Consider the following 25,966-nt stretch of genomic DNA (forward strand, 5'->3'; position numbering starts at 1 on the left):
GGATCACATCCCGGGGAGGAACTGGACGAGGAGGTCGATGAGCTTGATGCCGATGAACGGGACGATCACTCCGCCGACTCCGTAGATCAGGATGTTGCGTGTGAGCAGCTGGTCGGCGCGCAGCGGACGATAGCGAACACCCTTCAGCGACAACGGGATCAACGCGATGATGATCAGCGCGTTGAAGATGACCGCCGACAGGATCGCCGAGTTCGCCGAGTGCAGCTTCATGATGTTCAGATCCGTCAGGCCCGGGTAGCTGGCCACGAACATCGCCGGGATGATCGCGAAGTACTTCGCCAGGTCGTTGGCGATCGAGAACGTCGTCAGCGCGCCGCGGGTGATCAGCAACTGCTTGCCGATGCCGACGATGTCGATCAGTTTCGTCGGGTCCGAGTCGAGGTCGACCATGTTGCCGGCTTCCTTGGCGGCCGAGGTGCCGGTGTTCATGGCGACGCCGACGTCGGCCTGGGCAAGCGCCGGCGCGTCGTTGGTGCCGTCACCGGTCATCGCGACCAGCCGGCCGCCTTCCTGCTCGGCCTTGATCAGCCGCATCTTGTCCTCGGGCGTCGCCTCGGCAAGGAAGTCGTCGACCCCGGCCTCGTCGGCAATTGCCTTGGCAGTCAACGGGTTGTCCCCGGTGATCATCACCGTGCGGATGCCCATCTTGCGCAGCTCGGCGAAGCGCTCCGCCATACCGGGCTTGATGACGTCTTTCAGATGTATGACGCCGACGGCGTTCATCGACCCGCCCTGGCGGCCGGCCGCGACGACGAGCGGGGTGCCGCCTGCCGCCGAGATGCGGTCGGCGATCTCCATGGCGGCGTCGGCCCCGGTGCCGCCGGTCTCCCGGACGAGCTTGGCGACCGAGGCTGCCGCTCCCTTGCGCAGCATGGTGCCGTCCGGCAGGTCCAGGCCGCTCATCCGGGTCTGCGCGGTGAACGGCACCACGACCGCGTCGGCGGGCGAATCCATCGTCGTACCAAGCTGATCCGCAGTCCACGTGACGATCGAGCGACCCTCGGGGGTCTCATCGGCGAGGGAGGACAGGTGCGCCAGCCGGTGCACCTCGGCCGCGTCGTTGGCGCCGACGACGACGATGTCGGACGCCTGCCGGTTGCCGAGCGTGATGGTGCCGGTCTTGTCCAGCAGCAGCGTGGTCACGTCGCCCGCAGCTTCCACCGCGCGGCCGGACATCGCCAGGACGTTGCGTTGCACGAGCCGGTCCATGCCCGCGATGCCGATCGCGGACAGCAGTGCCCCGATGGTGGTGGGGATCAGGCAGACCAGCAGGGCGACGAGCACGGTGACGCTCGGGCGGTGACCGGCCCAGCCGGCGAACGGCGGGATCGTCGCGACCGCGAGCAGGAAGATGATCGTCAGGACGGTCAGCAGGATGCCGAGCGCGATCTCGTTGGGGGTCTTCTGCCGTTCGGCACCCTCGACGAGCGCGATCATCCGGTCGATGAAGGTCTCGCCCGGCTTCGCCGTGATCTGTATGACGATCCGGTCCGACAGCACGGTGGTGCCCCCGGTGACCGCGCACCGGTCGCCCCCGGCCTCGCGGACCACGGGCGCCGATTCGCCGGTGATGGCCGATTCATCAACGGTGGCAATGCCTTCCACGACATCGCCATCGCCCGGGATCTGCTGCCCGGCCCCGACCACGACTCGGTCGCCCAGGTGCAGATCGGAGGCGGCGATCTCCTCCTCGCCCGTGTCGGTGAGACGCCGGGCGGTTGCCGTCGCGCGGGTCTTGCGCAAGCTGTCCGCCTGGGCCTTGCCACGCCCCTCGGCCACCGATTCGGCAAGATTGGCGAAGAAGATCGTCGCCCACAGCCACACCGACACCAGCCAGGCGAACCACGAGGGGTGGCCGATTGCCAGCACCGTGGTGAGCACCGCGCTGACCCACACCACGAAGATCACCGGCTGCCGCCACAGATGCCGTGGGTCGAACTTCACCAGCGCCCCAGGCAGTGCCGGGCCCAGCTGTCGCCAGAGGTTGGAGAGCGACGACGGTGACTCGTTCTTGGTCGGATGCGTTGCCGCAGAAGCAGGTTCAGCAGTCATGACGTCTGTGGTGCTTTCTTCTGATCGCTCGCTCCGCTGGTTCATCGCAAGGCCTCCGCGAGTGGGCCGAGAGCGAGCACGGGTAGGAACGTCAGGCCGGTGACAAGCAGCGCCACTCCGACCATCAGGCCCGCGAAGAGCGGGGTGTGCGTGGGCATCGTGCCGTCCGTGGTGGGCCGGCGATGCTGTGCCGCGAAGGAACCGGCCAGCGCGAGCACCGCGATGGTCGGCAGGAAGCGGCCGAGCAGCATGCAGACGGCGAGCGTCAGGTTGAGGAACGGCTGATCAGCGCTCAGTCCGCCGAACGCCGAACCGTTGTTGTTCGCCGCCGACGCGTAGGCGTAGAGGATCTCGCTCAGGCCGTGCGGGCCGGTCGCGAGTATGGCGCCCTTCGCGCTCCTGACCATCAGCGCCGACGCGGTGCCGAGCAGCACGAGCGCGGGAGTGGTCACCGAATAGAGCGCGGAATAGGTGATCTCCTTGCGCCCCACCTGTTTTCCGTGGATCTCCGGCGTGCGCCCGACCATCAGGCCGGCGATGAACACCGCGAGGATGGCGACGATGAGCGCGCCATACAAACCGGATCCGACACCACCCGGGCTGATCTCGCCGAGCAGCATGTTCACCAGGGCGCCGCCGCCGCCGATCGGGCTGTACGACTCGTGCCAGGAGTTCACTGCACCTGTCGAGGTCGACGTGGTCGAGTTGGCGAACAACGCCGAGGCCCACACGCCGAAGCGAACCTCCTTGCCCTCCATCGCGCCGGTCGCCGCATGTGAGGCGGCCTGCTCGGCCCAGGTGATGACGATCAGCATGGTCGTCCAGAGGAACGCCATGAAGCCGAGCACGGCATACCCCTGGCGCTTGTCGCCGACCAGCCGGCCGTAGGTGCGCGGCAGGGAGAACGGGATGACCAGCAGGAGGAAGATCTCGAAAAGGTTCGTGAACCCGTTGGGGTTCTCGAAAGGGTGCGCCGAGTTGGCGTTGAAGTAGCCGCCGCCGTTGGTGCCGAGCTCCTTGATGGCCTCCTGACTCGCGACCAGTCCGCTCTCGATCGTCTGGTGCGAGCCGGTGATGGTGTCGATGACCATCGGTGCCGACAGGTCCTGGACGACCCCGCCGGCCAGCAGCACGATCGCGGCAATTACGGACAGTGGCAACAGGATTCGGATGGTCGCGCGGACCACGTCCACCCAGAAGTTGCCGACCAGGCCGGTCTTGCGCGCAACCAGGCCGCGCACCAGCGCCACCGCGACGGCCAGCCCGACAGCGGCGGACAGGAAGTTCTGGACGGCCAGCCCGGTCGTCTGCAGCAACGCGCTCGCGCCCGACTCACCGGAGTAGCTCTGCCAGTTGGTGTTGGTGACGAACGAGACGGCCGTGTTGATCGAGGTGTGCCAGTCCATTGCCGCGCCGCGGTCGAGCGGTAAGCGGCCCTGGAAGACGCACAGCAGCCACAGCACGACGATGCCGATGCCGGAGAACGTCAGCAACGAGACGGCATACCGTGTCCACCGTTGCTGGGACTTCGGATCCACACCGGCTGCGCGATAGAACACCCGCTCGATGGCGAGGTCCTTTTCGCTGGTGAAGACCTTGGCCATGTAGTCGCCGAGAGGCACGTGCACAGCGGCGAGCACCGCGACCAGGCACGCGATCGTGAGTACGCCGCTGACCCACTCGCTCATCAGAACTTGTCCGGGCGAATCAGGGCGTAGACGAGATACGCCAGGAGCGCGACGGCAATGATGCCGGCGACGAGATATTCGGTCATGGCATCCAGCGTCATCCGGCGCGCGCGCCGAACCTGCCCCGTTGACGCGGCCTTTGCGCCTCTTGACGGTTTCTTAACGCATGACGGCGTTGTTCGCGGGCGCGGAGTCGGCGAGGTCCCGAGCGGGAGGACCAGTAGATGGTGCGCTTCAGTGCACCATCTACTGGTCCTTGTGGAATTGCGGGCTGGTCCCGAAGTCTCGACGGTCGAGGTTTAGGGCGCTGAAACGGCGCCCGCCGCGTCAGCCGTCGAGTTCCTCGATCGTCGCGACGCTCGGGCCCCGGGTGGTCTGCAGGTCACGGGCCACGGCCTCGGCGTCGCGCAGCACGCGCAGCACGTTGCCGCCGGCGACCTTGGTGAGGTCCTCGTCGGACCAGCCGAGATCGTGCAGCGCGGCGAAGACCTTCGGGTATGCCGAGACGTCGCCCAGCCCCTCGGGCAGGACCGACACACCGTCGAAGTCGCCGCCCACTCCGAGATGGTCGATGCCTGCGACCTCGCGGATGTGCACGAAGTGCGCGATCACGTCGTCCAGGGTCGCGACCGGCATCGGGTGCTCGTGCGCCCACTGGTCGGCGAACGGTCCGAAGGCACCCAGGTCGGTGGGCGTGATGCCGGCGTCGCGGGCGGCGTCCGCGGCGTCATTGCGCCACTGCGCACACGCCTGGGACACGAAGCCGGGCACGAAGGTCGACATGATCACGCCGTTCTTGTCGCGCAGCGTCTCCAGGACGTCGTCGGGAGCGTTGCGCGGGTAGTCGCACACCGCACGCGCGGAGGAGTGACTGAAGATGACCGGCGCCTCGGAGACCGCGAGCGCGGCGCGCATGGTGTCGGCGCTGACGTGCGAGAGGTCGACCAGCATCCCGATGCGGTTCATCTCGCGGACCACCTCGACGCCGAAGCGGGTCAGCCCGCCGTGCACCGGCTCATCGGTCGCCGAATCGGCCCACGGGTTGTTGTCGTTGTGCGTCAGCGTCATGTAACGCACCCCGAGGACGTAGATCATCCGCAGCACCGCGAGTGAACTGTCGATCGACTGACCGCCCTCCGCGCCCAGCAGCGACGCGACGCGACCGGAGGCGAAGACCGACTCCACCTCGTCGGCGGTCCGCGCCAGCCCGAACGTGTCCGGCCACCGGCCGATCATCTGATGGACCGCGTCGATCTGTTCCAGCGTCTGCGTGACGGCGGCGCTGCCAGGCAGGTTCGAGGGGACGTAGACCGACCAGAACTGCCCTCCGACGCACCCCTCGCGCAGCCGGACGATGTCGGTGTGTGTCCGGTCGGCGGTGCCGGCGGCCAGGTCGAGCTTGTCGAAGTCGTACTGCACCAGGTCGCGTGCCGCCCAGGGCAGGTCGTTGTGGCCGTCGATCAGCGGGTGCTGCGCCAGCAGGGCACGGACGTGGTCGAGGCTGGAGGAGGTGTCGGTGTTCGCCATACCGCCATCACATCACGGGTGGCGGTGGCCGGGGCCGCGTCCCATAGAGTTGGACCCATGGAATCCCGCAGCGTCGCTCTGGTCACTTTGGGGTGCGCTCGCAACGAGGTCGATTCCGAGGAACTCGCCGGCCGGCTGGCCGGCGCCGGCTGGACGCTGGTCGACGACGCCGCCGACGCCGACGTCGCCGTCATCAACACCTGCGGCTTCGTCGAGCAGGCCAAGAAGGACTCGATCGACGCGCTGCTGGAGGCGAACGACCTGAAGGAGCACGGCCGCACCAGGGCCGTGGTCGCCGTCGGTTGCCTGGCCGAACGGTACGGCGAACAACTCGCCGCCCAGTTGCCCGAGGCCGACGCGGTGCTCGGTTTCGATACCTACGCCGACATGTCCGCCCAGCTGAGCGCCGTCCTGGGCGGCCACGCGCCTGCTTCGCACACACCGTCCGATCGGCGCCGGCTGCTGCCGATCAGCCCGGTCGACCGCCAGGGCGCGGGCGTCGCGCAGCCCGGCCACGGCGACATACGCCGCCCGGACGACGTCGACGTCGCATCGCCGGCCTCGTCGCCGCGGGTCATCCGGGCCCGGCTGGACGGGCGGCCGTGGGCTCCGCTGAAGATCGCCTCCGGCTGTGATCGCCGGTGTGCGTTCTGCGCGATCCCGAGCTTTCGGGGTGCGTTCGTGTCGCGCCGGCCCGCCGACGTGCTCGCCGAGGCGCGCTGGCTGGGACAGCACGACGTGCGCGAGATCTTTCTGGTGTCGGAGAACTCCACGTCATACGGCAAGGACCTCGGGGACCTGCGGCTGCTGGACACGATGCTGCCGGAACTCACTGCGGTGGAAGGCATTTCGCGGGTGCGGGTGTCCTACCTGCAGCCCGCGGAGATTCGTCCTGACCTGCTCGACGTGATGACGTCGACGCCCGGCGTCGTGCCCTATTTCGACATCTCCTTCCAGCACGCGAGCGGCCCGTTGCTGCGCCGGATGCGCCGCTTCGGCGACAAGGACTCCTTCCTGCAGCTTCTCTCCGACGTGCGCTCGCGGTCGCCATACGCTGGCATCCGCAGCAACGTGATCGTCGGTTTCCCGGGCGAGACGGACGAGGACCTGGAGCAGCTCGAGGACTTCCTGGTGCAGGCGAACCTCGACGTGGTGGGGGTGTTCGGCTACTCCGACGAGGATGGCACCGAGGCCGAGACGTATGACGGGAAGCTGCCCGACGCCGAGGTCGCCGCCCGGCTGGAGCACTTCCGCACGCTGGCGGAGCAGCTGAACGAGCAGCGCGCGACCGATCGCGTCGGCGAGACCGTCGAGGTGCTCGTCGAGTCCGACGGCACCGCCGACGGTGACGACGCCGAATTTTGGGGCCCCCACGAAGTATCGGAGCGAGGCACGAGCGGAGAACTTCGTGGGGTACAGGTGCGCGGTCGGGCGGGTCAGCAGGGGCCGGACGTCGACGGCGAGACGATCCTGACGGTCGAGCCGGGGAGTGTCGCCGTCGGCGACGTGGTCGTGGCGCGGGTGACCGGCACGGTCGGCATTGACCTCGTCGCGCAGCCCGCGGGGTCCACCGCGTGAGCGCGGCCCGTCGCGAGGACCGGCCCACCGCTCGCGAGGAACCGGCCGTGGACAAGGTGCGGCAACCGATCGCGCGGGCCGAGATCGAGCGCCGCCGTGCGGAGTTCGAGCGGCGGCGCGCGGCCGGTGAGCCGTTGATCGCGCCACCGATGCCCGACCCGGCGTCCACCCCCAGCACCGGCGTCAGCACCTGGAACATCGCCAACGCGCTGACGATGTTCCGCATCCTGCTCGTGCCGTTCTTCGGCTGGGCACTGCTGGCCGACGGCGGGCACAACACCGGATCTCGCACGATCGCCGTGATCATCTTCGCGATCGCCTCGGTCACCGACCGCATCGACGGGCAGTTGGCTCGATCCCGTGGCCTGGTCACCGATTTCGGCAAGATGATGGACCCGATCGCGGACAAGGCCCTGATGGGTATGGCGCTCGTGGGCCTGTCCGTCATCGGGCGGCTGCCCTGGTGGGTCACCGCCGTCATCCTGATCCGCGAGGTCGGCATCACCCTGCTGCGGCTGTCGGTCATCCGGCACGGAGTGCTGCCGGCCAGCCGTGGCGGCAAGCTGAAGACCGTGCTGCAGGCGGTGGCGATCGGGCTCTTCCTGCTGCCCATCACCGGGTGGTTCGACGTGGTCGCCTGGGTGGTGATGATCGCCGCGCTCGCGATCACCGTCGCGACCGGTGTCGACTATGTCTTCCGGGCGCTCAAGCTGCGCGAGAACAGCGAACGCTCGCGAGCCCGCCGGGCACGCCGGGCGACAGGCGGGAGCTGATCGTGTCCGGAGCGGAACTGATCGCGGCGCTGGCCCGGCGCGGAGACACCGTCGCGGTGGCCGAGTCATTGACCGGCGGCCTGGTGTGTGCCGCGCTGACTGCCGTTCCCGGTGCGAGTGCGGTGGTGCGGGGGAGCGTCACGTCATACGCGACAGACGTGAAGGCCAGCGTGCTCGGCGTCGGTGAGCGGCTGCTGGCCGCCGGTGGCCCGGTGCAGGCCGAAGTGGCGCGGCAGATGGCGCACGGTGTGCGGCGGCTGCTCGGCGCGACGCACGGTCTGGCGACGACCGGCGTCGCCGGTCCCGACCCTCAGGACGACGTGCCGGTGGGTCGGGTGTTCATCGCGGTCGGCTGGGACGACGCGCCAGGGGTGCCGGTCGACGAGGTGCGCATGCTGGAACTGTCCGGAGACCGGGCCGCGATCCGCGAGCAGACCGTGGACGCGGTGCTGGAGCTGCTTGCTTCGTGCGTGTCCGGGAGCGGGAATGTCTGACCGGGCGGCGGGTGTTGATCGATGCGTGGAGCGTCCTCCCGGTGGGCTGACGGTGCCGGGAGCTAAGCTGAGGGCGTTCGTTCCGTTGTCGATGCCGAGGGAGGCGCCATGATCCTGCTCCGTCGTGAGCTCGGTGGCGTGCTGCGCAGCGTGCGTCGCGAGCAGGGACGCACGCTGCGGGAGGTCGCGCAGGCGGCCCAGCTCTCGCTGGGATATCTCTCCGAGATCGAGCGTGGCGAGAAGGAAGCGTCCTCCGAGTTGCTGGCGGCCGTGTGCGATGCGCTCGGCGTGCGCATGTCCGAGGCGCTGCTGTCGGTGTCCCAGCGGCTCGCCGCCGCCGAGGAGCTGGCGGCGCCCGTGCCGCTGCCGGTCCCCGACTCCGCCGCCGTGGTCTCCTCCGCGGCCTGAGTCACGCCCGCGCCTGGCAGCCCGGACAGAAGACCAGCGATCGCTGCGTCGGCGGTTCGCCGATCCGGCCGTTTCGCAGCAGCCGGCCACACCGTGGACAGGGTTCGCCGATGTGCCCGTATGCCGCTGCGGTGTCGACGTATCCGGTCCGGCTGATCGACGCGACCAGCAAGCGGTGTGCGGTGTCGACGACGGAGAGCAGCCTCTCGTCCGAGAGGGCCTGCACCGGCGCCCACGGGTCGATGCGCCGTGCAAAGAGCGTCTCAGTGGTCCAGATCGTGCCGAGTCCGGCCAGGTTGCGCTGATCGAGCAGCGCCGCGCCGATCAGGCGCCCGGGCGCACTGCGCAACCGGGTGAGGGCGGTGTGAGCCGCATCGTCGTGCCAGTCGCGGGCGAGCAGATCGGGGCCGAGGTGGCCGACAAGTCGTCGCTCGTCGCGACTGTCGACCAGGTCGAGCATGCCCAGCCGCAACCCGATCGCGGTGCGCTCCGCGGTCGCCAGCAACGCGCGAATGTCGTTGTTGCGCACGGTGTTCGGGGTCATGTCGGCCGTGCGCCGCACCCGCCACGACCCTTCCATTCGCAGGTGGCTGTGCAGGGTGAGCCCGGAGTCGAGGCGGTGCAGGATGTGCTTGCCGTGCGGCACGATCTCCAGTGTCGTCATGCCATGCAGCCGCGTGCCGGCGAGGCTCGGCCAGCGCAGCTCGCACCCCACGAGCGCTCCACCGCGCAGCGCGTCGTCGAGACGCCGGGCGGTGCGCCATACAGCGTCGCCTTCAGGCACGGGCCGCGCTCCTCATGTCCACATCATCTCAACACTGGTATGACGATCGGCGCATCCGGGCTGCCTACGCTGGCGGCATGACTGACCTCGCACGCGTCGTCCCCCCGTGGTGGCAGCGGCATCTGCTGGACGTGCTCGCTGCGTTCGGTGCGGTCGCCGTCATCGGGTCGGCGAACCAGTTGCATGCCCACGGTGGGGGTGAGCGCGGCATCGACGCAGTCGCGATCTCCGTGGGGCTGGTGGGTATGGCGGCGGTGCTGGCGCGCCGGATCTCGCCGCTCGCCAGCCTGGTGGTGCCGTGCGTGGCCGTCGGCGTCTACTTGCTGCGCAACTACCCGAACGGGCCGACCTACTTCCTCCTGCCGCTCGGCGTCTTCTGCTTCGGCTTCTACGGCGAGCGTCGCCTCGCGCTGCGACTCGGGCCGCTTGCCGTGCTTGCCGTCGCACTGTGCGCCTGGCTGGGCGGCGGCCCGAACCTGATCACCCGCGTGACCATCGTCGTGAGCTGGGGCATCGCCGCACTGGTGCTGGCCGAGTGGTTGCGGACGGTGGCCGATCGTGCGCTCGAACGCCGGAAAGTGGTGCAGCAGCAGCAGATGCGAGCTCAGGTGCAGCAGCAACTCGAGCTGGCAAGGGACCTGCACGACAGTGTCGCGCACGCGCTCACGGCCATTACCGTGCAGGCCGCGCTCGCCGAGCGACTGGCGTATGACGAGCCGCGGCAAGCGGCGGAGGCGGCGCGCGCGGCGCGGATCGCCAGCCGCGATGCGCTCGCTGAGCTGGGCGCGATCGTGGGCTCGCTGCGCGAGCCGGGCACGGCCCCGACCCGGCCGCAACCGGACCTGCGAGAGATCGATGAGCTGGTCGAGCGTGCGCGGGAGGCCGGCTTGCACGTGAACGTCGATCGTGGGCAATTGCAGGGGATTCCGGCGCCGGTGCAGGCGGCGGCATACCGGGTCGTGCAGGAGGGACTGACCAATGCCGTGCGATACGCGCCGGGCGGACGGTTGCGGCTGGTGCTGCGGTCGGACGGCACGGAGCTGCGCGTGGAGTTGACGGACGACGGCCCGGCGATCGGCAGCATCGCGCAACCTCCGGGCGGCGGCCACGGCCTGGTCGGTATGACGGAGCGTGTCCGTGCAACCGGTGGCGTGTTGCGGCACGGGCCGCGACCCGAAGGCGGCTACGCCATCCAAGCTCATTGGACGACAGCGTGATTCGCGTTGTTGTCGCCGATGACCAGGCGCTGGTACGTCGTGGATTCGCCACCCTCGTCGGGCTGGAGCCGGACATCGAGGTCGTCGCCGAGGCGACCACCGGGCGTGAGGCGGTCGACGCGGCCAGGCGGCTGCGGCCCGACGTGTTGCTGATGGACATCCGGATGCCAGACCTGGACGGGTTGGAGGCGACGCGGCAGATCACCTCGGACCCGGAGCTTCGCGGTGTCCGGGTAGTGATGCTGACGACCTTCGATCTTGACGAATACGTCTTTCAATCCTTACGATTCGGCGCCAGCGGCTTCCTCGTCAAGCACACCGAGCCGGACGAGCTCGTGCGGGCGCTGCGCGTCGTCGCCGGAGGCGACGCGTTGCTGTCTCCGACGGTCACCCGTCGGCTGATTGCCAGGTTCGCGATGCAACCGGATGCCGGCGCTTCCGCTGTACGACGCGAGCCGTCGCCGATTGCCGCACTGCTGACCGAGCGCGAACGCGAGGTGGTCGGGCTGGTCGGAGAAGGCTTGTCGAACGACGAGATCGCCCGGCGCTGGTTCGTCAGCCAGGCGACGGTGCGCACCCACGTGAGCCGGGCGATGACCAAGCTGCATGCGCGCGATCGCGCCCAACTCGTGGTGATCGCCTACCAGCACGGCCTCGCCGGTCCGCCTGCTCCGGACTGACTCGCCGAGCGGAGGGTGGGCGAGCTGCCGAGCATGCCCAGCGCGCGCCATACCGCGCGATCGGCATACCTGGAGCCGGCCAGCCAGACGGTGGTCGGCTGAGTGGTGGAGGAGCGAAGCGGGGGGAACGTATCGAAGCCTGCCCGGCGCCTCAACAGCTGACGTATGACGATCTCCACGTCAGGGCGATGCTCGCGCGACTGCGGCCGGCCACGCTTGAATCATGAATGCACAGAAGCAAACCCGGCCCGGACACAATGCGCGCGACGCCGAGCGGGTGGACGTGGTCGCCGTGACCGGGCTGACCAAACGGTATGGCCGGCGCACGGTGGTGGACGGCGTCGACCTGCACCTCGCACGAGGTTCGATCACCGGCCTGATCGGCCCCAACGGTGCGGGCAAGACGACCATCATGGCGATGCTGCTCGGCCTGGTTCGCCCGACCAGCGGTCGCGGCACCGTCCTGGGACACGACCTGTCCCGCCCGGGCGACTACCTCTCGCGCGTCGGTGCACTCATCGAAGGTCCGGCTTTCTTCGGGAACCTGTCCGGCCGGGACAACCTGCACTACTTCGCGCGGCTGGGCGGACACAACCGTGGCGTCATACCCGAGGTGCTCGAGTTGGTGGGATTGCAGGGGAGAGAGGGGGATCCGTATCGGTCCTACTCCCTGGGCATGAAGCAGCGGCTGGGCATCGGTGCGGCGCTGCTCGGTGACCCCGAGCTGGTCGTCCTGGACGAGCCGACGAACGGCGTCGACCCGGCGGGGATGCGCGACATCCGGGCGATGGTGCGCCGGATCGCGGCGCAGGGCCGTACCGTGCTGATCTCGTCGCACCTGCTGGCCGAGCTGGAGCACGTCTGCGACCGGGTCGTCGTGCTGGACCAGGGCGGCCTGCGCTACTCGGGGGCACTGCAGGATCTGCCGGGCTCGCGCGCCGAGGTCATCCTGTTGCGCGGGCTGGACACCTCCGACAACGACGCGCTGGGCAGGATGCTGTCCGGCCGGGGCCTGGCCGTCGAGCGCCGCGCGGATGGTTTCGCGGTCGAGGTGGGCCGCGGCGACCCCGCGCAGCTGGCCGGTGAGCTGAGCCGTTGTGCGATCGAGGACGGCGTGCGCCTGGTCGAACTCCACCACCAACGTCAGTCACTCGAGGACCGGGTGCTCGACCTGGTCGGAACAGGAACCAGATCATGAAGAACACGTTCACCGCGGAGTGGATCCGGTTGTCCGCCAAGCGAACCTGGCTGATCGCCATACCGCTGACGATCGTCTACTCGGCCATCCTGACCGTCGTGATGATCGATCAGGCGCCCCCGCGCGCGGCCGGCGGCGTGAGCCTGCAGGCACTCGGTCAGTCCGGAGGAGCCACGCTTGCGGTCCGCGCGGCCGTGTCCTTCACCTCGGTGCTGATCCTGGCGCTCTTCGTCGGGATGAGCGCAGGTTCGTTCACCCGGGGCACGTGGCGAGCCTCGCTGCTGCAGCAACCCCGCCGAGTCGTCCTGGCGGCCGGGACGTTCGCCGCCCGGATCGCGGTCGGGGCCGTCGTGGTTGCCGTGCTCTTCCTGGCCGGGATCGTCACGGCATACGCCATGGCGCCCGGCAAGGGCATCGACACCGGCGCCTGGCTCGACCTGGCCTCATGGCGCATGGCGGCGGAGGACTACCTGCGGACGATGTGCTTCGTGGTCGGCTGGGGTGTATTCGGCACCATGATCGGCACGGTGACCCGGTCGGTTCCGATCGGGCTCGGCGCCGGGATCGTGTGGGCCGGTCCATTGGAGAACATCCTCGGTGACCGGCTGTCGTTCGGCGGACAGTGGTTTCCCGGGTTGTTGCTGCGCTATGTCGTGGCGCCCGAGACCGCCGTCGTCACCGGGATCACGCTGGTGCTGCGACTCGCGTTGTATGCCGTCGTCGCGCTCGTACTCGTCGCGGTGCTCCTGCAGCGGCGCGATGTGACCAGCTGACATCGGGCGTCAGCGCCGCAGACGCAGCCCTTTCGGCGCAGTGTGGAAGCCGGCGTCGAGCAGCGCCGGTGCGAGCGGATGCGCGGAACCGAGTGCGGGCGCGCCGTCGATGCTCTCGACGGTCAGCCCGCGCAGCCGCGGCGTGCGGTGTGAATCGGCTGGAGCGAGCACGAGTTTCGCCAGGGCAGCGGCAGCCGCTTCGAGCCGGTCGACGGCGTCGGTGAAGCTGAGGACGGTGCGCCCGCCACGCTCGACGAAGAGAGTCAGCCCACCGTCGGTGAGGACGACCATGGCACCGGCCCGCCGGCTCGGGCGGTGCTCGGCCGGCGCGTCGTCGCGCTTGGGCCAGGGCAGCGCGGCGCCGAACGGGCTGGCGGGGTCGGCGGCGGCGAGGACGACGGCGGCTGTCTCGGCCACGGGCACGACATCCCACGGATTGCGCTGCGGCTCAACGCGTTTGCCGCTCGCACGCAGACGGTCGACCGCGCCCGAGCCACCGAACTGTGCCGCGCCGAGGCCTTCGACGAAGTAGCCGCGCCGCACCCGGCCGGAGTCCTCGGCGGCGGCGAGCACGCGGTAGACGGCGGCGAATCCACCCGGCACGCCCTCGGCCTGCACAGCGCCTCTGGTCACGATGCCGTGCCGGTCGAGCAGCACTTCCGCCGTGGCGAATGCCCGGGCAGTGGCGTCGGTCGTGGGCTCCGGCAGCACCGACCAGCGGCCCGTGGCGGTGGGCGGTCCGCCGCGCGTGACGGTCCGCCGGGCCGGTCGCATCCCGCCGAGGGCGGCTGCGCGTCCGTAGCGAGAACGCCGCGGGCCCAGTGCGCGCGCCTTGTGCGCGGTGCGTCCGCCGGCGAGCAGCGCCCGCACCGGCGCGAGGGTGTCACCGCTGACCCGCCCCGACCAGACCAGGTCCCAGAGCGCGGCAAGCACCTCGTCGTCCCCGGCGGGTAGCTCCGCTGCGCCGACACCATCGGTCAGGGCGCGGAAGAAGTAGGCACCGCCGCCGGCCAGCAGGCCGAGCAGGACTCGGTGCAGGTCGGTGAGGTCGACCGTCTCATCCGGCGCCGCGAGCGTCAGAGCTGCGGTGTCCGCCGGATGGAGCGACACCCAGCCGTCGTCGCCCGGAAGCGCCGCATGGCCTTGCCAGACGACGTCGCCGCCGGCCATCAGCTCGTCCAGCATCCCCGGGTCGTATGACGCGACCCGTGCCGGCAGCACGAGGGTCTCCAGCGCGCTGGCCGGCAGTCTCGCGCCCGCGAGTTGCTCCACGACCCGCAGCACGCCGTCGAGTCCGCGCAGCTTGCCGCCGACGCCCTGCCACGCCGGCAGGAAGCGCGCCAGGTCGCTTGCAGGCACCGGCTCGACCTCGGCGCGCAGCGCCGCGAGCGAGCGGCGCTTGATGGTGCGCAGCACTTCGGGATCGCAGTAGTCGACGCCGTGAATCCCGCCGCCGAGCTCGGTCGGCCGCAGCTCGCCCTCGACGAGGCGACCGGCGCCGGTCAGCCGGCGCAACGCGTCGTGGGCGACGCTCCGCCCGATGCCCAGAGCCTCGGCGACCTCGACGTCCGGGAACGGTCCGTGGGTGCGGGCATGCCGGGCGACCAGGTCACCGAGCGGATCGGCGACCGGCTCGAGGAACGCCGCGGGTATGCCGGCGGGCAGCGCCACGCCGAGGGCATCCCGCAGCCGGGCCGCATCCTCGACTGCGGCGTAGCGCGGCGTCTCGCCCCAGCGGACCTCGATGATGCGCCGTGCAGACACCAATTCGTCGATCCAGGAACGTGTTTCGTGCTTTACTTCCGGGCGGGTGCGCAGCTCGATCGCGTCCATCGTCAGGGGACCGAGCACCCGGACCAGGTCGGCGAGGTCCTCGGCGTGGCGACAGGCGCGCTCCGGGGTGAGCCGTTGCAGGGAGAGCTCGGTGTCGCGCACGACGGAGGCATCGAGCAGCTCGCGCAGCGATGCCCCCTCGCCGGTGCCGAGCAGATCGGCCAGCAGCGACGGGTCGAGCGCCAGGGCAGCGGCACGGCGTTCGGCGAGCGGGGAGTCGCCTTCATAGAGGAACTGGGCGACATAGCCGAACAGCAGACTGGTCGCGAACGGCGACGGCGCATCGGTGTCGACCTGCACGACCCGCACCCGCCGGGCGGCGATGTCCCGCAGCAGCGTCTCGAGCCCCGGCACGTCGAACACGTCCTGCAGGCACTCGCGCACGGCTTCGAGCACGATGGGGAAGGAAGGGTAGCGGAATGCCACTTCGAGCAGTTGCGCCGAGCGTTGGCGTTGCTGCCAGAGCGCCTGGCGGCGTCCCGGATTGCGCCGCGGCAGCAGCAGGGCGCGTGCGGCGCACTCACGGAAACGCGCTGCAAACAAAGCAGATCCGCCGATCTCGTCGGTGACGACACTGGTGATAGTCTCCGGATCGAGCGTGACGAGTTCCAGCAGTCGGGCGGGGTCGGCGGCGTCGCTGTCGGGATCGATGTCAGGAAGGCGCAGCACGATGCCGTCGTCGCCGTGCATCGTCTGCACGTCGATGCCCAGGCGCTTGCGGATGCGCGCGGCGATCGCGAGCGCCCAGGGTGCATGGACCGGGGCGCCATACGGCGAATGGATGACGACCCGCCAGTCGCCGAGCTCGTCGCGGAAGCGTTCGACGACGATCGCCTTGTCGTGCGGAACCTGACCGGTGGCCTCGTGCTGCTCCCGCAGGTAGGCGAGCAGATTGTCGGCGGCCCACTCGTCGAGCCCGGTATCCGCCACGACCGAACGTGCACCGGCGTCGTCGAGCGCCACCAGCTCGCGCACGAATCCGCCGAGTGCGAGACCTAATTCGGCGGGCCTGCCGGGAGCGTCACCCTTCCAGAAGGGCAGTTTGCCCGGCTGCCCGGGCGCCGGCGTGACGAGCACCTGATCGTGCGTAATGTCCTCGATGCGCCAGCTCGTCGTGCCGAGGGTGAAGACGTCGCCGACCCGTGACTCATAGACCATCTCCTCGTCCAGTTCGCCGACACGCCGCCCCGGCCCGTCCCCGCCGGCGAGGAAGACGCCGTAGAGGCCTCGGTCGGGGATCGTGCCGCCGCTGGTGACCGCGAGCCGTCCCGCTCCGGGCCGGCCGCTGAGGGTGTCGGTGATGCGATCCCAGACGATCCGCGGCCGGAGCTCGGCGAACTCGTCGGACGGGTAGCGTCCGGCGAGCATGTCCAGCACGGATTCGGTGACCGTCCGCGGCACCGTCGCGAAGGATGCCGTGCGGCATACGAGCTGCTGCAACTCGTCCACCGACCAGTCGTCCATGGCGCACATCGCCACGATGTGCTGTGCCAGCACATCGATGGGATTCTTTGGTATGGCGAGGGATTCGATCATTCCGGCCCGCATGCCGCCGACGACGACCGCCGTCTGCACGAGGTCGCCGCGGAACTTCGGGAAGAACACGCCGTGCGACACGGCACCGACCTGGTGCCCAGCCCGCCCCACGCGTTGCAGACCGCTCGCGACGCTCGGTGGCGACTCGACCTGGACGACCAGGTCGACTGCGCCCATGTCGATGCCCAGCTCCAGTGAGCTCGTCGCGACGACGGCCGGCAGCCGACCGGACTTGAGTGCGTCCTCGATCTCGGCACGTTGCTCCTTGGCGACCGAGCCGTGGTGTGCACGCGCCAGGACCGCTGGCGCACCGTGTGATTGACCTGCTTGGGCCATCACCTGCGCGGGCGAGGCGCCCCTGGAGGGCGCAGAGCTCTCGGCGTCGCCGGCCAGTCGGTCGGCCCAGATCTCGTTGAGCCGCGCCGTCAGCCGCTCGGCCAGGCGGCGGGAGTTGGCGAAGACGATCGTCGACGTGTGCGCCGCGATGAGGTCGACGATGCGCTCTTCCACATGCGGCCAGATGGACGCCCGGCTTGCGGGGTCTCCAGGCTGGTCAAGGTCCCCCGCGGTCTGTCCCAGGTCGGTCAGATCCGGCACCGGCACGACCACGTCCAGCTGCCAGTGCTTTTCGGCCGGTGGCTGCACCGTGGTGACCGGGCGCCCGCCGGTGAGGAAGCGCCCGACCTCCTCCACCGGGCGGACGGTGGCGGACAGCCCGATGCGCTGGGCGGGGCGGGGCAGGAGCGCGTCGAGGCGTTCGAGCGAGAGCGCGAGGTGCGCACCGCGCTTGGTGCCGGCGACCGCGTGCACTTCGTCGATGATGACGGTCTCGACGCCGGTCAGCGCCGCACGCGCTCCCGAGGTGAGCAGCAGGAAGAGCGACTCCGGCGTGGTGATCAGGATGTCGCTGGGGCGTCGTGCGAAGGTTCGGCGTTCGCTCGCCGGGGTGTCGCCGGAGCGCACCGACACCGAGACCTCCGGCCGGCCGATCCCGAGCCGATCGGCTGCGTGCTGGATGCCGACCAAGGGTGAGCGCAGATTGCGCTCGACGTCGACGGCCAGCGCCTTCATCGGCGAGACGTAGAGCACTCGGCAACGTTCGATAGCAGCTTCGGGTGCGGGCGCTGCCGCCATACGGTCGATGGCCCACAGGAATGCCGAGAGCGTCTTGCCCGAACCGGTCGGTGCCACGACGAGGGTGTGGTCGCCGTTGCTGATGGCGTCCCACGCGCCTGCCTGGGCGGGTGTCGGCGCGCTGAAGGACCCCTCGAACCACGCGCGCGTGGCGGGGGAGAAGCGCTGCAGAACGTCGTCGGTCATCGTCGGGATAGCTTCCCATCTGCCGCCGACATACCCGCACGCTCACTGACTCACGTACCACCGAGTGACGCAGATGCAATGGCGTCACTCGGAGGGGAATGCGTCACTCGGTGGGGTCGGGCCCGATCCGCAACGCGTGCAGTGTCGTGGCCAGCATCCGGTATTGCCCTGCAAGCAGGAGGAATTCGACACTGCCGCGGTCGCCGAGGTGGTCGTGCAGCAGCGTCCAGGTGCCGTCGGAAAGGTCGTCGTCGGCGATGAGCTCATCGGTTGCTGCAATGAGGGCACGCTGCCGCTCGCTGAAGTATGACGACTCCGGTGTCGCGCCGACCACCTGCTCGACCTGATCCGCGGACAGCCCGGCTCGGCGCGCGATGCGCTCGTGGTGCGCGATCTCGTAGTCACTCCCGCGCAGCAGCGCGACCCGCAGAATGACCAGCTCGCCGTCGCAGCGGTCCAGGGAGCCGAACGGCATCAGCGTGGCGGCGAAGCCGAGCCAGCCCCAGAAGGTTCGCCGGCCGCGGCCCAGCACCGTGAAGACCGCCGGAGGTGCCGTGTGGGTGACGCGACCGGCGAGGCTCGCGAAGCCGGCGGCAAGCGGTCCGTTGGTCCGCCAGGTTCCTGGTGGGACCCGTTGGCCGGCGCGCGTCATACATCCTCCTTGGCCGGCGAATTCGGTTGTGCTGTGGTGAAATCCGTCTCCTCGTCGCGGGCCAGCTGCAGCGCGCGCTGCAGGTCCGGCATCGGCTTCAGCTCGGCAATCCGCTGCGCGATCATCCGGCCCGGCAGCAGCGGCGCGATCCACCACGGCGCCCAGATCATCCGCGACCGCCGGGCTATCCCGCGGTCGAGCGCGTTGATGGCGGCGGACAGCGGCGTGACGACGGTGACCGACGTGCGCCCGCCCAGCAGCGCCGATCCGGCACGGGTCCCGAAGCCACGACTGGTCATGTCCGTGTCGAGTTCCGCGTAGTACGCGACCCCGACCCGCGCACCCGTGCCGTGCAGTTCCCAGCGCAGGGTGTTGCCGATCGCCTCGACGGCCGCCTTCGACGCGGAGTAGGCGCCCATCAGCGGTGCATGCACGGCTGCGGCGAGGGAGGAGGTCGCGAGCAGGTAGCCGCCGGGGTGCGCAACGTGCGGCGCGGCGGCGCGCAGGGTGTAGTAGGTGCCGAGCGTATTGACCGCCAGGGTGCGCTCCATCACCTCCGGATCGCCGCCGACGATCGGCAACTGCCGGGCGATGCCCGCGTTGGCCACCACGATGTCCAGCCCGCCGAGCTCGCCGACAAGTTCGCTGGTGACGGCGTCCACCTGAGTCCGATCGGCGACGTCCACTTGCCGCCAGGGGCCGTCGATTTCGCGCGCGACGGTTTCCAGCAGTTCCGGTTCGAGACCGGCGACCGCGACGCGCGCACCGCGTTCGGCCAGGCGCTTGGCGAGCGCGGCACCGATGCCGCGTGCGGCGCCGGTGATCAGGACGCGCTTGTGCTGCAGTCGATCGCTGGTCGTCATACCGGGCCAACTTACCCGCCGGTAGCCGCCCGTGGCGGCCTGCTGGCGCTGTCAGTGGCCGCGCTCGTGACGGGCTGTCCGTTGCGGCGCCTACCCTGGACGCGTGAAGCTCTCCGAATACCGCCGCTTGATGTCCGACGAGTTCGGTTCGGCGTATGCCGGGGTCCTCGGCGGCAGTCACGTCCTGCAACAGCTGGGCAACCGCACCCCGGACGAGGCGCTCGCTGAGGGGGTCAAGCCCCGCGAGGTCTGGCTCGCGCTGTGCCGGGATCTGCAGATCCCTGAGGAGCGGTGGCTCGGCCGCGACCTGCCGCTCAGCGAGCGCCGGAACGCCTGATCGCTCTCGGCATACGGGCGGGGGCCGCCGTCAGCCGGCGTCGTGGTGCGCGTGACCGGCGGCGTCGACCCAGCTGACCTCTCTGACGAGGACCGTCCATTGCCTCGTTCCGATCCCCATCGAGGTGACGAGCACGAGCTGGTATGCCGTGCCGGGCACTCTCCGGATGACAACCTGGGGATCACGCACCGACGGATTCCTGGTGACCTCGATGTGCGTCGCCGAGGCCGGCAGCAGCCGGGCATAGGTGCGTGGCAGGCCGCCGCCGTCGGCGCCCCCGGTGTCCATGACGCTGGTGAGGGAGGTCCGCCAGGCCAGCCCGGTCTCCGACCACACTCCCCAGCTGTGCAGCCCGGGGAGGACGAAGATCCTGAGGTCTTCGGCAGGGAGTACGTGCAGCGTGCCGGCGCCGCCGCCGGTCGCTCCGAAGGTGCTGCCAATGCCGGTCCACCACCACGCGCCGGTGACTTGCGAGGTGGCCGGAAGTGCGGCGACGGCAACCTGCCCGCCAGATGCGAGGGGCACGCCCCGGTGGGCCTCGGTGCCGCTCGGGACGAGGTAGGCGGTGTTGGTGCTGGCCGGCACCGCGAACGCCACGAGTTGTGTGTCCCCGTCGCGCGCGGTGAACAGGCCGTTCGCGGACGGCCCCGTAACCTGCAGCGGCGTTTTCCGCTCGCCCCGCACGGCACTGATGGTGAGGTGCGCCAGGGTGCCGTCGATGGCGTAGCTGCCGCTCGGCGTGCCGGGCAGCGTCACCTGGTCATAGGGCAGGCGCTTCGCCGCGCCATTGCGTTCGAAGAGCATTCCGCTGGGGAGGGAATGCCGCGGGGACGGCACCGCATGCGACGGCGACGGTGCCGAATGCGTCGTGCGGGCGGGACTGGTCGTGTCGCCCGTGCGCCCGGCGAGCTGGACCGTGCCCGCGCCGGCCACCACGAGTGCGAGAGCAGCGCCGGCGAGCGCCATCCGCCGGGAGCGGATGCGGTGGCGGCCAGTCTCCCGGGCCAGGTCCGCATCGACACTCATGGCACCTGGCCGTGCAGCTGCGAAGAGTTGCTCGATGTCTTCGGCGTGATCGGTCATGATGCTTCCTCAGCGTCGTGCATGGCCCTGCGGAGGGTTGAAAGTGCTTGATGGCAGGTGCTTTTCACTGTCCCGAGGCTGATGCCGAGGGTCTCGGCCGTCTCCTGTTCGGTGAGGCCGGCGTAGTGGCGCAGCACGACCACCTCGCGTTGCCGCGCCGGAAGCTGCTCCAGCAGCCGGACGGCAAGGTCGCGATCATCGACGTCGTGATGCCGGTCAGCGGCCGGGAGATCCGGCACGATGCCGAGTTTGCTCACCGTTTCGTGCGCGCGGTGGCGCCAGCGGTCGTTGCTCAGGTTCACGACGATGCGGCGGGGCGTAGGCGAGCGGTCTGTCGTGCTGCACCCGTCGCCACTTCACGAACATGCATGCCATGGCTTCCTGGACGAGCTCTTCGGCGACTCGCTCGTCGCCGGTAAGCATCCACGCGGTGCGCAGCAGCCGTTCGGACGAGGTGTTGACGAAGGTGGCGAAGTCGTCGTCCGTCGGATGGCGCACCGCTACCCCCTCAGTGGTCCGTGCCGTGACGGCTGGCACGAAGTATGGTCGGCTACTCACTCCCTCTCAACTGTTTCGTGCGGCGAAAGGTTGGGTGCGCATCGCGTGCAGTTTCGGGGCCGCCGGGTGGGCGGTCGTATGGCGGGCCGGTCGCGACACGCCACGCCGGCACCCTTCGTACGGATGTTCGGGAAGATGATCTAGGCTCGTCCACAAGTCCTCGAACGACGGCCCGTCGTCCACAGGTGCGTGGACAGCTCAGGGCGGGTTGTCGGTGCGGGGACCTAGCGTCTGACACGTTCCAGAGCTCGACCTGCACAGCGAGCCCGGACGGTCGCCGGTGGACGCGACTCACCTCGAACTCATGAAGGAGTGCAGCACATGGCAGCAAAGACGACCGGTGGCCCGAGCGCTGGCGACAACAAGCTCAAGTCCCTCGACACCGTCCTGGCTCAGATCGAGAAGGCGCACGGCAAGGGCGCGGTCATGCGCCTGGGCGACGACGTCCGGCCACCGATCGACGTGATCCCCACCGGCGCCATCGCGCTCGACGTCGCGCTCGGCATCGGCGGTCTCCCGCGCGGTCGTGTCGTCGAGATCTACGGTCCCGAGTCATCGGGTAAGACCACTGTCGCCCTGCACGCGGTGGCCAGTGCCCAGCGCGCCGGTGGCATCGCGGCATTCATCGACGCCGAGCACGCTCTCGACCCCGAATACGCCAAGAAGCTCGGTGTCGACACCGACGCACTCCTGGTCAGCCAGCCCGACACCGGTGAGCAGGCGCTGGAGATCGCCGACATGCTGATCCGCTCCGGCTCGCTGGACATCATCGTCGTCGACTCGGTCGCTGCACTCGTGCCGCGCGCCGAGATCGAGGGCGAGATGGGTGACAGCCACGTCGGTCTGCAGGCCCGGCTGATGTCCCAGGCGCTGCGCAAGATCACCGGCGCGCTCAACAACACCGGCACCACCGCGATCTTCATCAACCAGTTGCGCGAGAAGATCGGGGTCATGTTCGGCTGCTTCTCCTACGGCACCCGGGTGACGCTCGCAGACGGCACGACGGAGAAGATCGGCAAGATCGTCAACCAGCAGCTTGAGGTCGAGGTTCGCACCTATGACCCGGACACCAATCGGATCGTCAACCGGCCGGTCACCGGGTGGTTCGACAACGGTGTCACCGACAAGTTCCTGCAATTCACGGTCGAGAAGTCCGGCGGTAATGGGCGGTCACAGTTCGCCGCGACCGAAAACCACCTCATTCGCACTCCCGGCGGTTGGCGCGAAGCGGCCGAGATCATCCCCGGCGACCGGGTCATGGTGAGTGAGACTGCGCGACTCAGCGACCAGCAGTGGCAGGTCGTGCTCGGTGGCTTGATGGGGGACGGTCACCTGACCCCCAACACTCAGGGCCGGCACGGCGTGCGGTTCCGCATGGGCCACGGCGCCACGCAGGTGGACTACCTGGACTGGAAGTGCGCGATGCTCGGCAACATCGGGCAATCACGATCTGAGCGGCCGAACGGCGCTGTGCACGTTGATCTTTCGCCTCTTCCTGAACTCGGCGAGTTGCGTGAGGTGATCTACTGGGGTGACGGCAAGAAGCACCTCACGGACGATTTCCTCAAGGCGCTGACACCACTTGCTCTCGCCGTCTGGTTCATGGACGACGGTTCGTTCACCATGAGGTCCAAGGGTTTGCAGGAGCGCACGGCCGGGGGTAGCGGTCGCATCGAGATCTGTGTCGAGGCATTCAGCGAGGCATCGAGGGCGCGAGTCGCCTCCTACTTGCGGGACGTGCACGGCGTGGATTGTCGGCTTCGCCTCAGCGGTGAGCGACAGGTCGCCGTGCTGACGATGTCACGTGCGGGGACCGATCGGTTCCAGGAGATCGTCGCGCCCTATGTGCATCCGTCGATGGCCTACAAGCTGCTGCCCCGTCTGCAAGGCAAGTTTGCCGTGGAGCCGGAGTTCGTGGAGCCCCGCGGCGTCCTGGTTCCCGCATCCGTGCTCGACGTTCACGTCAAGCCGCGCACCCGCTCGATGCACCGGTTCGACATCGAGGTTGCCGGGACGCACAACTACTTCGTGGATGGCGTGATGGTGCACAACAGCCCCGAAACCACCACAGGTGGCAAGGCGTTGAAGTTCTACGCCTCGGTCCGGTTGGACGTGCGCCGCATCGAGACGCTGAAGGACGGCACCGACGCGGTCGGCAACCGCACCCGCGTCAAGGTCGTCAAGAACAAGGTGTCCCCACCGTTCAAGCAGGCCGAGTTCGACATCCTCTACGGCCAGGGCATTTCCCGCGAGGGTGGCCTCATCGACATGGGCGTCGAGCAGGGTTTCGTGCGCAAGGCCGGCGCTTGGTACACCTACGAGGGCGACCAGCTGGGCCAGGGAAAGGAGAACGCCCGCAACTTCCTCAAGGACAACCCCGACCTGGCGGACGAGCTGGAGAAGAAGATCAAGGAGAAGCTCGGCGTCGGCCCCAAGACCGAGGCGCCGGCCGAGGATTCCGTGGTCACCGCGGTCGACTTCTGATCCTCATCTCGGGGGACCGGCGGCGGGCGTCTGGTCCCCCGAGATGACCTCCACGTATGACGAAGGCGGGCGCTGCAGATGAATCCCTTTGACAGTGCACAGGATTCGCTACCGGACTTCCTCGATCCCGCGGACGTGATCGTCGGCCCCTGGGCCGGTTCGAGCGTAACCGGTCGGCCGGGCGGCGACGTCGAGGCAGACGGGCGGGAGACCGGGGATCGGGACTCCACGCGGTGGGGGAGCGAGCGACGCAGCAGCGGCGGCCGCTCGGCGGTCGTGTCCGACCGTAGCGGTGCGGGAGTCGGAAGACGTGCGGCGCGCCAGGCACGCAACGACCGCGAGCCGCCCGCGGATCGCGGCGGCCGCGACGCCGACCCGCACGAAGTCGCCCGGGCCATCGTGCTGCGCCGGTTCACTGCCGCGCCATGCAGTCGCCAGCAGCTGGCCGACACGCTGCGCGAGCGCGGTTGTGACGATCAGGTGGCGACCGAGGTGCTTGACCGGCTTCAAGAGGTCGGGCTGATCGATGACGCCGCCAACGCCGAAGCCCTGGTGCGGTCCAAGCTCTCCCGCCGCGGCCTCGCGCGGCGGGCGATCGCCCAGGAGTTGCGCGGCAAGGGCTTCGACGACGACGTGATCAACGATCAGCTCGACGCGATCGACGACGAGACCGAACGCGACCGAGCACGACAACTCGTCGACAAGAAGCTGCGCACCATGCATGGCCTTGACGCCACCGTCCAGGCCCGCCGTCTCGCGGGAATGCTTGCGCGCAAAGGATATTCGTCAGCCATCGCCTGGTCGGTGATCCGCGAGGCGATTGCGGATGCGCCGGAGCATCAGCCGGACTGACAGTGTCCCCGCGTGTGCGGGGTCGATGAGCCTCGAAACGGGCATCGTCGCCGTACGGTGAGGGTGTGGCACGTTCAGGCGAACCGTGGAACATCAACATCCACTACGACCGGTTGCTCGTCGGCTGCGCCCGGCCTGGCAGCCGCGTCCTCGACGTTGGCTGCGGCGACGGTTTCTTGAGCGCGCGACTTGCTGCCGCCGGATGCGAGGTTACCGCTTTGGATGCTGACGCCGGCGTCCTGGAGCGTGCCCGGGATCGCTGGGCAGACCGCGACGTCGGCTGGGTCCATGGGGACGTACTTTCCTACCCATTTCAACTGGAAAGCTTCGACGTGGTCGTGTCGAATGCGACCTTGCATCATCTGCCGGACACGGAGCAGGGGCTGCTGCGTCTTCGCGATCTGCTCCGGCCGGGCGGTCGCCTGGGCGTTGTCGGATTTGCTCGCAATGGCATTGTCGACTGGCCCATGTCACTGGTCGGTGCCGTGGGAATCCTCGCCGCGAATAGCGCCCGTGGGAAGTGGCAGCATTCCGCTCCGATCGTCTGGCCGCCGCCACTGACCTATGGACAGGTGCGTCGCACCTCCGGTCGCGTGCTCCCGGGCCGGCATTACCGGCGCCTGTGGCTGGGCAGGTATTGGCTGTCCTGGACCAAACCTCGCCTGCTCCCGGGCGGCCGAGCGGTGTCTTGAGTAGCGGAGGAGCGGGGCGGGCGGAACGTTCCGGATGACGCGGCGGGAGGAGCGAATCGCCTCCTGGGCGGCCGAGTAGTACTGGAGCAGCCTGTCCTGAGTGGTGGAGGAGTAGAACGGGGAGCGTATCGAGGGGCACCGCGGAGAGTGCTTCCGAGATCCAGGCGCCGCTGCGGTTGACGGCCGAAACGGCCGGTGACGGTGCAGCAGCGGCGTCAGCGGTGGTTTCGGGCGTCAGCGAGCGGTTCGACCGTCAGCCGGCGGAGCGAACCTTCTTCTGCACGGCGGTCCGCCGCGCCGGGTGGCCGGCCGAGTAGCCAGGGGGAGCCTGTCCGTGAGTAGCGGGGGACGTACGGAGGGCGCAGCCGAGGAGGGCGCAGCAGAGGAGGGCGTATCGAGGCCCGGGCGCCCTCTCGTCGAGCGGGGTACTTCGGTGTCGAGCGGGGTAGATATCCGGGGTTTGAGTGTGTGTGGTTGTACCCCGGTCGGTGGGCTTCTACCCCGCTCGGTGAGAGGAGCGCGCAGCTCGAGGTCGTATGCCGGTCGGCGGGTTTGTACCCCGC

The 25,966-nt window shown here is 69.3% G+C and carries 22 protein-coding genes and 2 pseudogenes; 14 read left to right on the forward strand and 10 right to left on the reverse strand.

What is annotated here, in order from left to right; genetic code table 11:
- Positions 1 to 3: 3 nt before the first annotated feature.
- From kdpB to EFY87_RS12090, 4 genes are all read right to left on the reverse strand, one after another.
- Entirely contained in the window at positions 4 to 2,073 is a 2,070-nt protein-coding gene (kdpB, locus tag EFY87_RS12075; protein ID WP_123271718.1) for a potassium-transporting ATPase subunit KdpB, read from the reverse strand.
- Between the two features lie 41 nt (positions 2,074 to 2,114).
- The gene (kdpA, locus tag EFY87_RS12080; protein WP_123271719.1) at positions 2,115 to 3,761 is read right to left on the reverse strand and encodes a potassium-transporting ATPase subunit KdpA; all 1,647 of its coding nucleotides are present in this window, start codon (positions 3,759 to 3,761) and stop codon (positions 2,115 to 2,117) included.
- A complete protein-coding gene (gene kdpF / locus EFY87_RS12085) occupies positions 3,761 to 3,862 on the reverse strand; it encodes a K(+)-transporting ATPase subunit F (protein WP_220093604.1) in 102 nt (33 codons plus the stop codon). Before kdpF ends, kdpA begins: the two co-directional genes overlap by 1 nt.
- 226 nt (positions 3,863 to 4,088) lie before the next feature.
- Positions 4,089 to 5,288: a dipeptidase gene (locus tag EFY87_RS12090; RefSeq protein ID WP_123271720.1), complete on the reverse strand. Its 1,200-nt coding sequence runs from the start codon at positions 5,286 to 5,288 to the stop codon at positions 4,089 to 4,091.
- Positions 5,289 to 5,345: 57 nt separating this feature from the next.
- Here EFY87_RS12090 and EFY87_RS12095 point away from each other — a divergent pair, with 57 nt between their 5' ends.
- The 4 genes from EFY87_RS12095 (at position 5,346) to EFY87_RS12110 (ending at position 8,541) form a co-directional block, all read left to right on the forward strand.
- Positions 5,346 to 6,866, forward strand: a complete 1,521-nt coding sequence (locus EFY87_RS12095; protein WP_123271721.1) for a MiaB/RimO family radical SAM methylthiotransferase — start codon at positions 5,346 to 5,348, stop codon at positions 6,864 to 6,866.
- Entirely contained in the window at positions 6,863 to 7,639 is a 777-nt protein-coding gene (gene pgsA, locus EFY87_RS12100; protein ID WP_342769121.1) for a CDP-diacylglycerol--glycerol-3-phosphate 3-phosphatidyltransferase, read from the forward strand. The genes EFY87_RS12095 and pgsA overlap by 4 nt, the downstream gene beginning before the upstream one ends.
- Before the next feature lie 2 nt (positions 7,640 to 7,641).
- A complete protein-coding gene (locus tag EFY87_RS12105; protein WP_220093605.1) occupies positions 7,642 to 8,133 on the forward strand; it encodes a CinA family protein in 492 nt (163 codons plus the stop codon).
- A 108-nt stretch (positions 8,134 to 8,241) separates the two neighbouring features.
- Positions 8,242 to 8,541, forward strand: a complete 300-nt coding sequence (locus EFY87_RS12110; RefSeq protein ID WP_123271722.1) for a helix-turn-helix domain-containing protein — start codon at positions 8,242 to 8,244, stop codon at positions 8,539 to 8,541.
- A gap of 1 nt (position 8,542) precedes the next feature.
- Here EFY87_RS12110 and EFY87_RS12115 read toward each other — a convergent pair whose 3' ends face one another.
- Complete coding sequence (locus EFY87_RS12115) at positions 8,543 to 9,325, reverse strand: DNA-formamidopyrimidine glycosylase family protein (protein ID WP_123271723.1); 783 nt, start codon at positions 9,323 to 9,325, stop codon at positions 8,543 to 8,545.
- A 77-nt stretch (positions 9,326 to 9,402) separates the two neighbouring features.
- Here EFY87_RS12115 and EFY87_RS12120 point away from each other — a divergent pair, with 77 nt between their 5' ends.
- The 4 genes from EFY87_RS12120 to EFY87_RS12135 all read left to right on the forward strand — a co-directional run bounded on the left by EFY87_RS12120 (position 9,403) and on the right by EFY87_RS12135 (position 13,193).
- Positions 9,403 to 10,542, forward strand: a complete 1,140-nt coding sequence (locus tag EFY87_RS12120) for a sensor histidine kinase (protein ID WP_158607615.1) — start codon at positions 9,403 to 9,405, stop codon at positions 10,540 to 10,542.
- Positions 10,539 to 11,222: a response regulator gene (locus EFY87_RS12125; protein WP_123271725.1), complete on the forward strand. Its 684-nt coding sequence runs from the start codon at positions 10,539 to 10,541 to the stop codon at positions 11,220 to 11,222. Before EFY87_RS12120 ends, EFY87_RS12125 begins: the two co-directional genes overlap by 4 nt.
- Positions 11,223 to 11,445: 223 nt before the next feature.
- Positions 11,446 to 12,420 carry an ABC transporter ATP-binding protein gene (locus tag EFY87_RS12130; protein WP_123271726.1) on the forward strand — a complete coding sequence of 325 codons (975 nt, stop codon included), beginning with the start codon at positions 11,446 to 11,448 and terminating at the stop codon, positions 12,418 to 12,420.
- Positions 12,417 to 13,193, forward strand: coding sequence for a hypothetical protein (locus EFY87_RS12135; RefSeq protein ID WP_123271727.1), 777 nt, complete (start codon positions 12,417 to 12,419; stop codon positions 13,191 to 13,193). The genes EFY87_RS12130 and EFY87_RS12135 overlap by 4 nt, the downstream gene beginning before the upstream one ends.
- 9 nt (positions 13,194 to 13,202) lie before the next feature.
- Here EFY87_RS12135 and EFY87_RS12140 read toward each other — a convergent pair whose 3' ends face one another.
- The 3 genes from EFY87_RS12140 to EFY87_RS12150 form a co-directional block, all read right to left on the reverse strand.
- Positions 13,203 to 17,882, reverse strand: coding sequence for an ATP-dependent helicase (locus EFY87_RS12140; RefSeq protein ID WP_123271728.1), 4,680 nt, complete (start codon positions 17,880 to 17,882; stop codon positions 13,203 to 13,205).
- Positions 17,883 to 17,985: 103 nt separating this feature from the next.
- Positions 17,986 to 18,534, reverse strand: a complete 549-nt coding sequence (locus tag EFY87_RS12145; RefSeq protein ID WP_123271729.1) for a carboxymuconolactone decarboxylase family protein — start codon at positions 18,532 to 18,534, stop codon at positions 17,986 to 17,988.
- Positions 18,531 to 19,397 carry an SDR family NAD(P)-dependent oxidoreductase gene (locus EFY87_RS12150; RefSeq protein WP_123271730.1) on the reverse strand — a complete coding sequence of 289 codons (867 nt, stop codon included), beginning with the start codon at positions 19,395 to 19,397 and terminating at the stop codon, positions 18,531 to 18,533. The genes EFY87_RS12145 and EFY87_RS12150 overlap by 4 nt, the downstream gene beginning before the upstream one ends.
- A gap of 103 nt (positions 19,398 to 19,500) precedes the next feature.
- Here EFY87_RS12150 and EFY87_RS12155 point away from each other — a divergent pair, with 103 nt between their 5' ends.
- On the forward strand, positions 19,501 to 19,734 hold the full coding sequence (locus EFY87_RS12155) for a DUF3046 domain-containing protein (protein WP_123271731.1): 234 nt from the start codon (positions 19,501 to 19,503) through the stop codon (positions 19,732 to 19,734).
- 30 nt (positions 19,735 to 19,764) lie between these two features.
- On the opposite strand, the gene EFY87_RS12160 is transcribed toward EFY87_RS12155, so the two are convergent.
- Positions 19,765 to 20,817, reverse strand: coding sequence for a hypothetical protein (locus EFY87_RS12160; protein WP_123271732.1), 1,053 nt, complete (start codon positions 20,815 to 20,817; stop codon positions 19,765 to 19,767).
- Complete coding sequence (locus EFY87_RS12165; protein WP_158607616.1) at positions 20,814 to 21,119, reverse strand: sigma-70 family RNA polymerase sigma factor; 306 nt, start codon at positions 21,117 to 21,119, stop codon at positions 20,814 to 20,816. The genes EFY87_RS12160 and EFY87_RS12165 overlap by 4 nt, the downstream gene beginning before the upstream one ends.
- Before the next feature lie 577 nt (positions 21,120 to 21,696).
- Between EFY87_RS12165 and recA the strand changes: the two are divergent.
- The 5 genes and pseudogenes from recA to EFY87_RS12180 all read left to right on the forward strand — a co-directional run.
- Positions 21,697 to 22,332: pseudogene (gene recA / locus EFY87_RS21155) on the forward strand (recombinase RecA); the annotation flags it as partial.
- A pseudogene (locus EFY87_RS21160) lies at positions 22,327 to 23,187 on the forward strand (LAGLIDADG endonuclease); the annotation flags it as partial. The pseudogenes recA and EFY87_RS21160, both read left to right, overlap by 6 nt.
- A gap of 171 nt (positions 23,188 to 23,358) precedes the next feature.
- The gene (locus tag EFY87_RS21165) at positions 23,359 to 23,859 is read left to right on the forward strand and encodes a hypothetical protein (RefSeq protein WP_281276202.1); all 501 of its coding nucleotides are present in this window, start codon (positions 23,359 to 23,361) and stop codon (positions 23,857 to 23,859) included.
- 78 nt (positions 23,860 to 23,937) lie between these two features.
- Complete coding sequence (locus EFY87_RS12175; protein WP_123271735.1) at positions 23,938 to 24,711, forward strand: regulatory protein RecX; 774 nt, start codon at positions 23,938 to 23,940, stop codon at positions 24,709 to 24,711.
- 65 nt (positions 24,712 to 24,776) lie between these two features.
- Positions 24,777 to 25,403: a class I SAM-dependent methyltransferase gene (locus EFY87_RS12180; protein ID WP_123271736.1), complete on the forward strand. Its 627-nt coding sequence runs from the start codon at positions 24,777 to 24,779 to the stop codon at positions 25,401 to 25,403.
- Positions 25,404 to 25,966: the final 563 nt, after the last annotated feature.

This window comes from Flexivirga caeni (genome assembly GCF_003724155.1).
Lineage (GTDB): Bacteria > Actinomycetota > Actinomycetes > Actinomycetales > Dermatophilaceae > Flexivirga > Flexivirga caeni.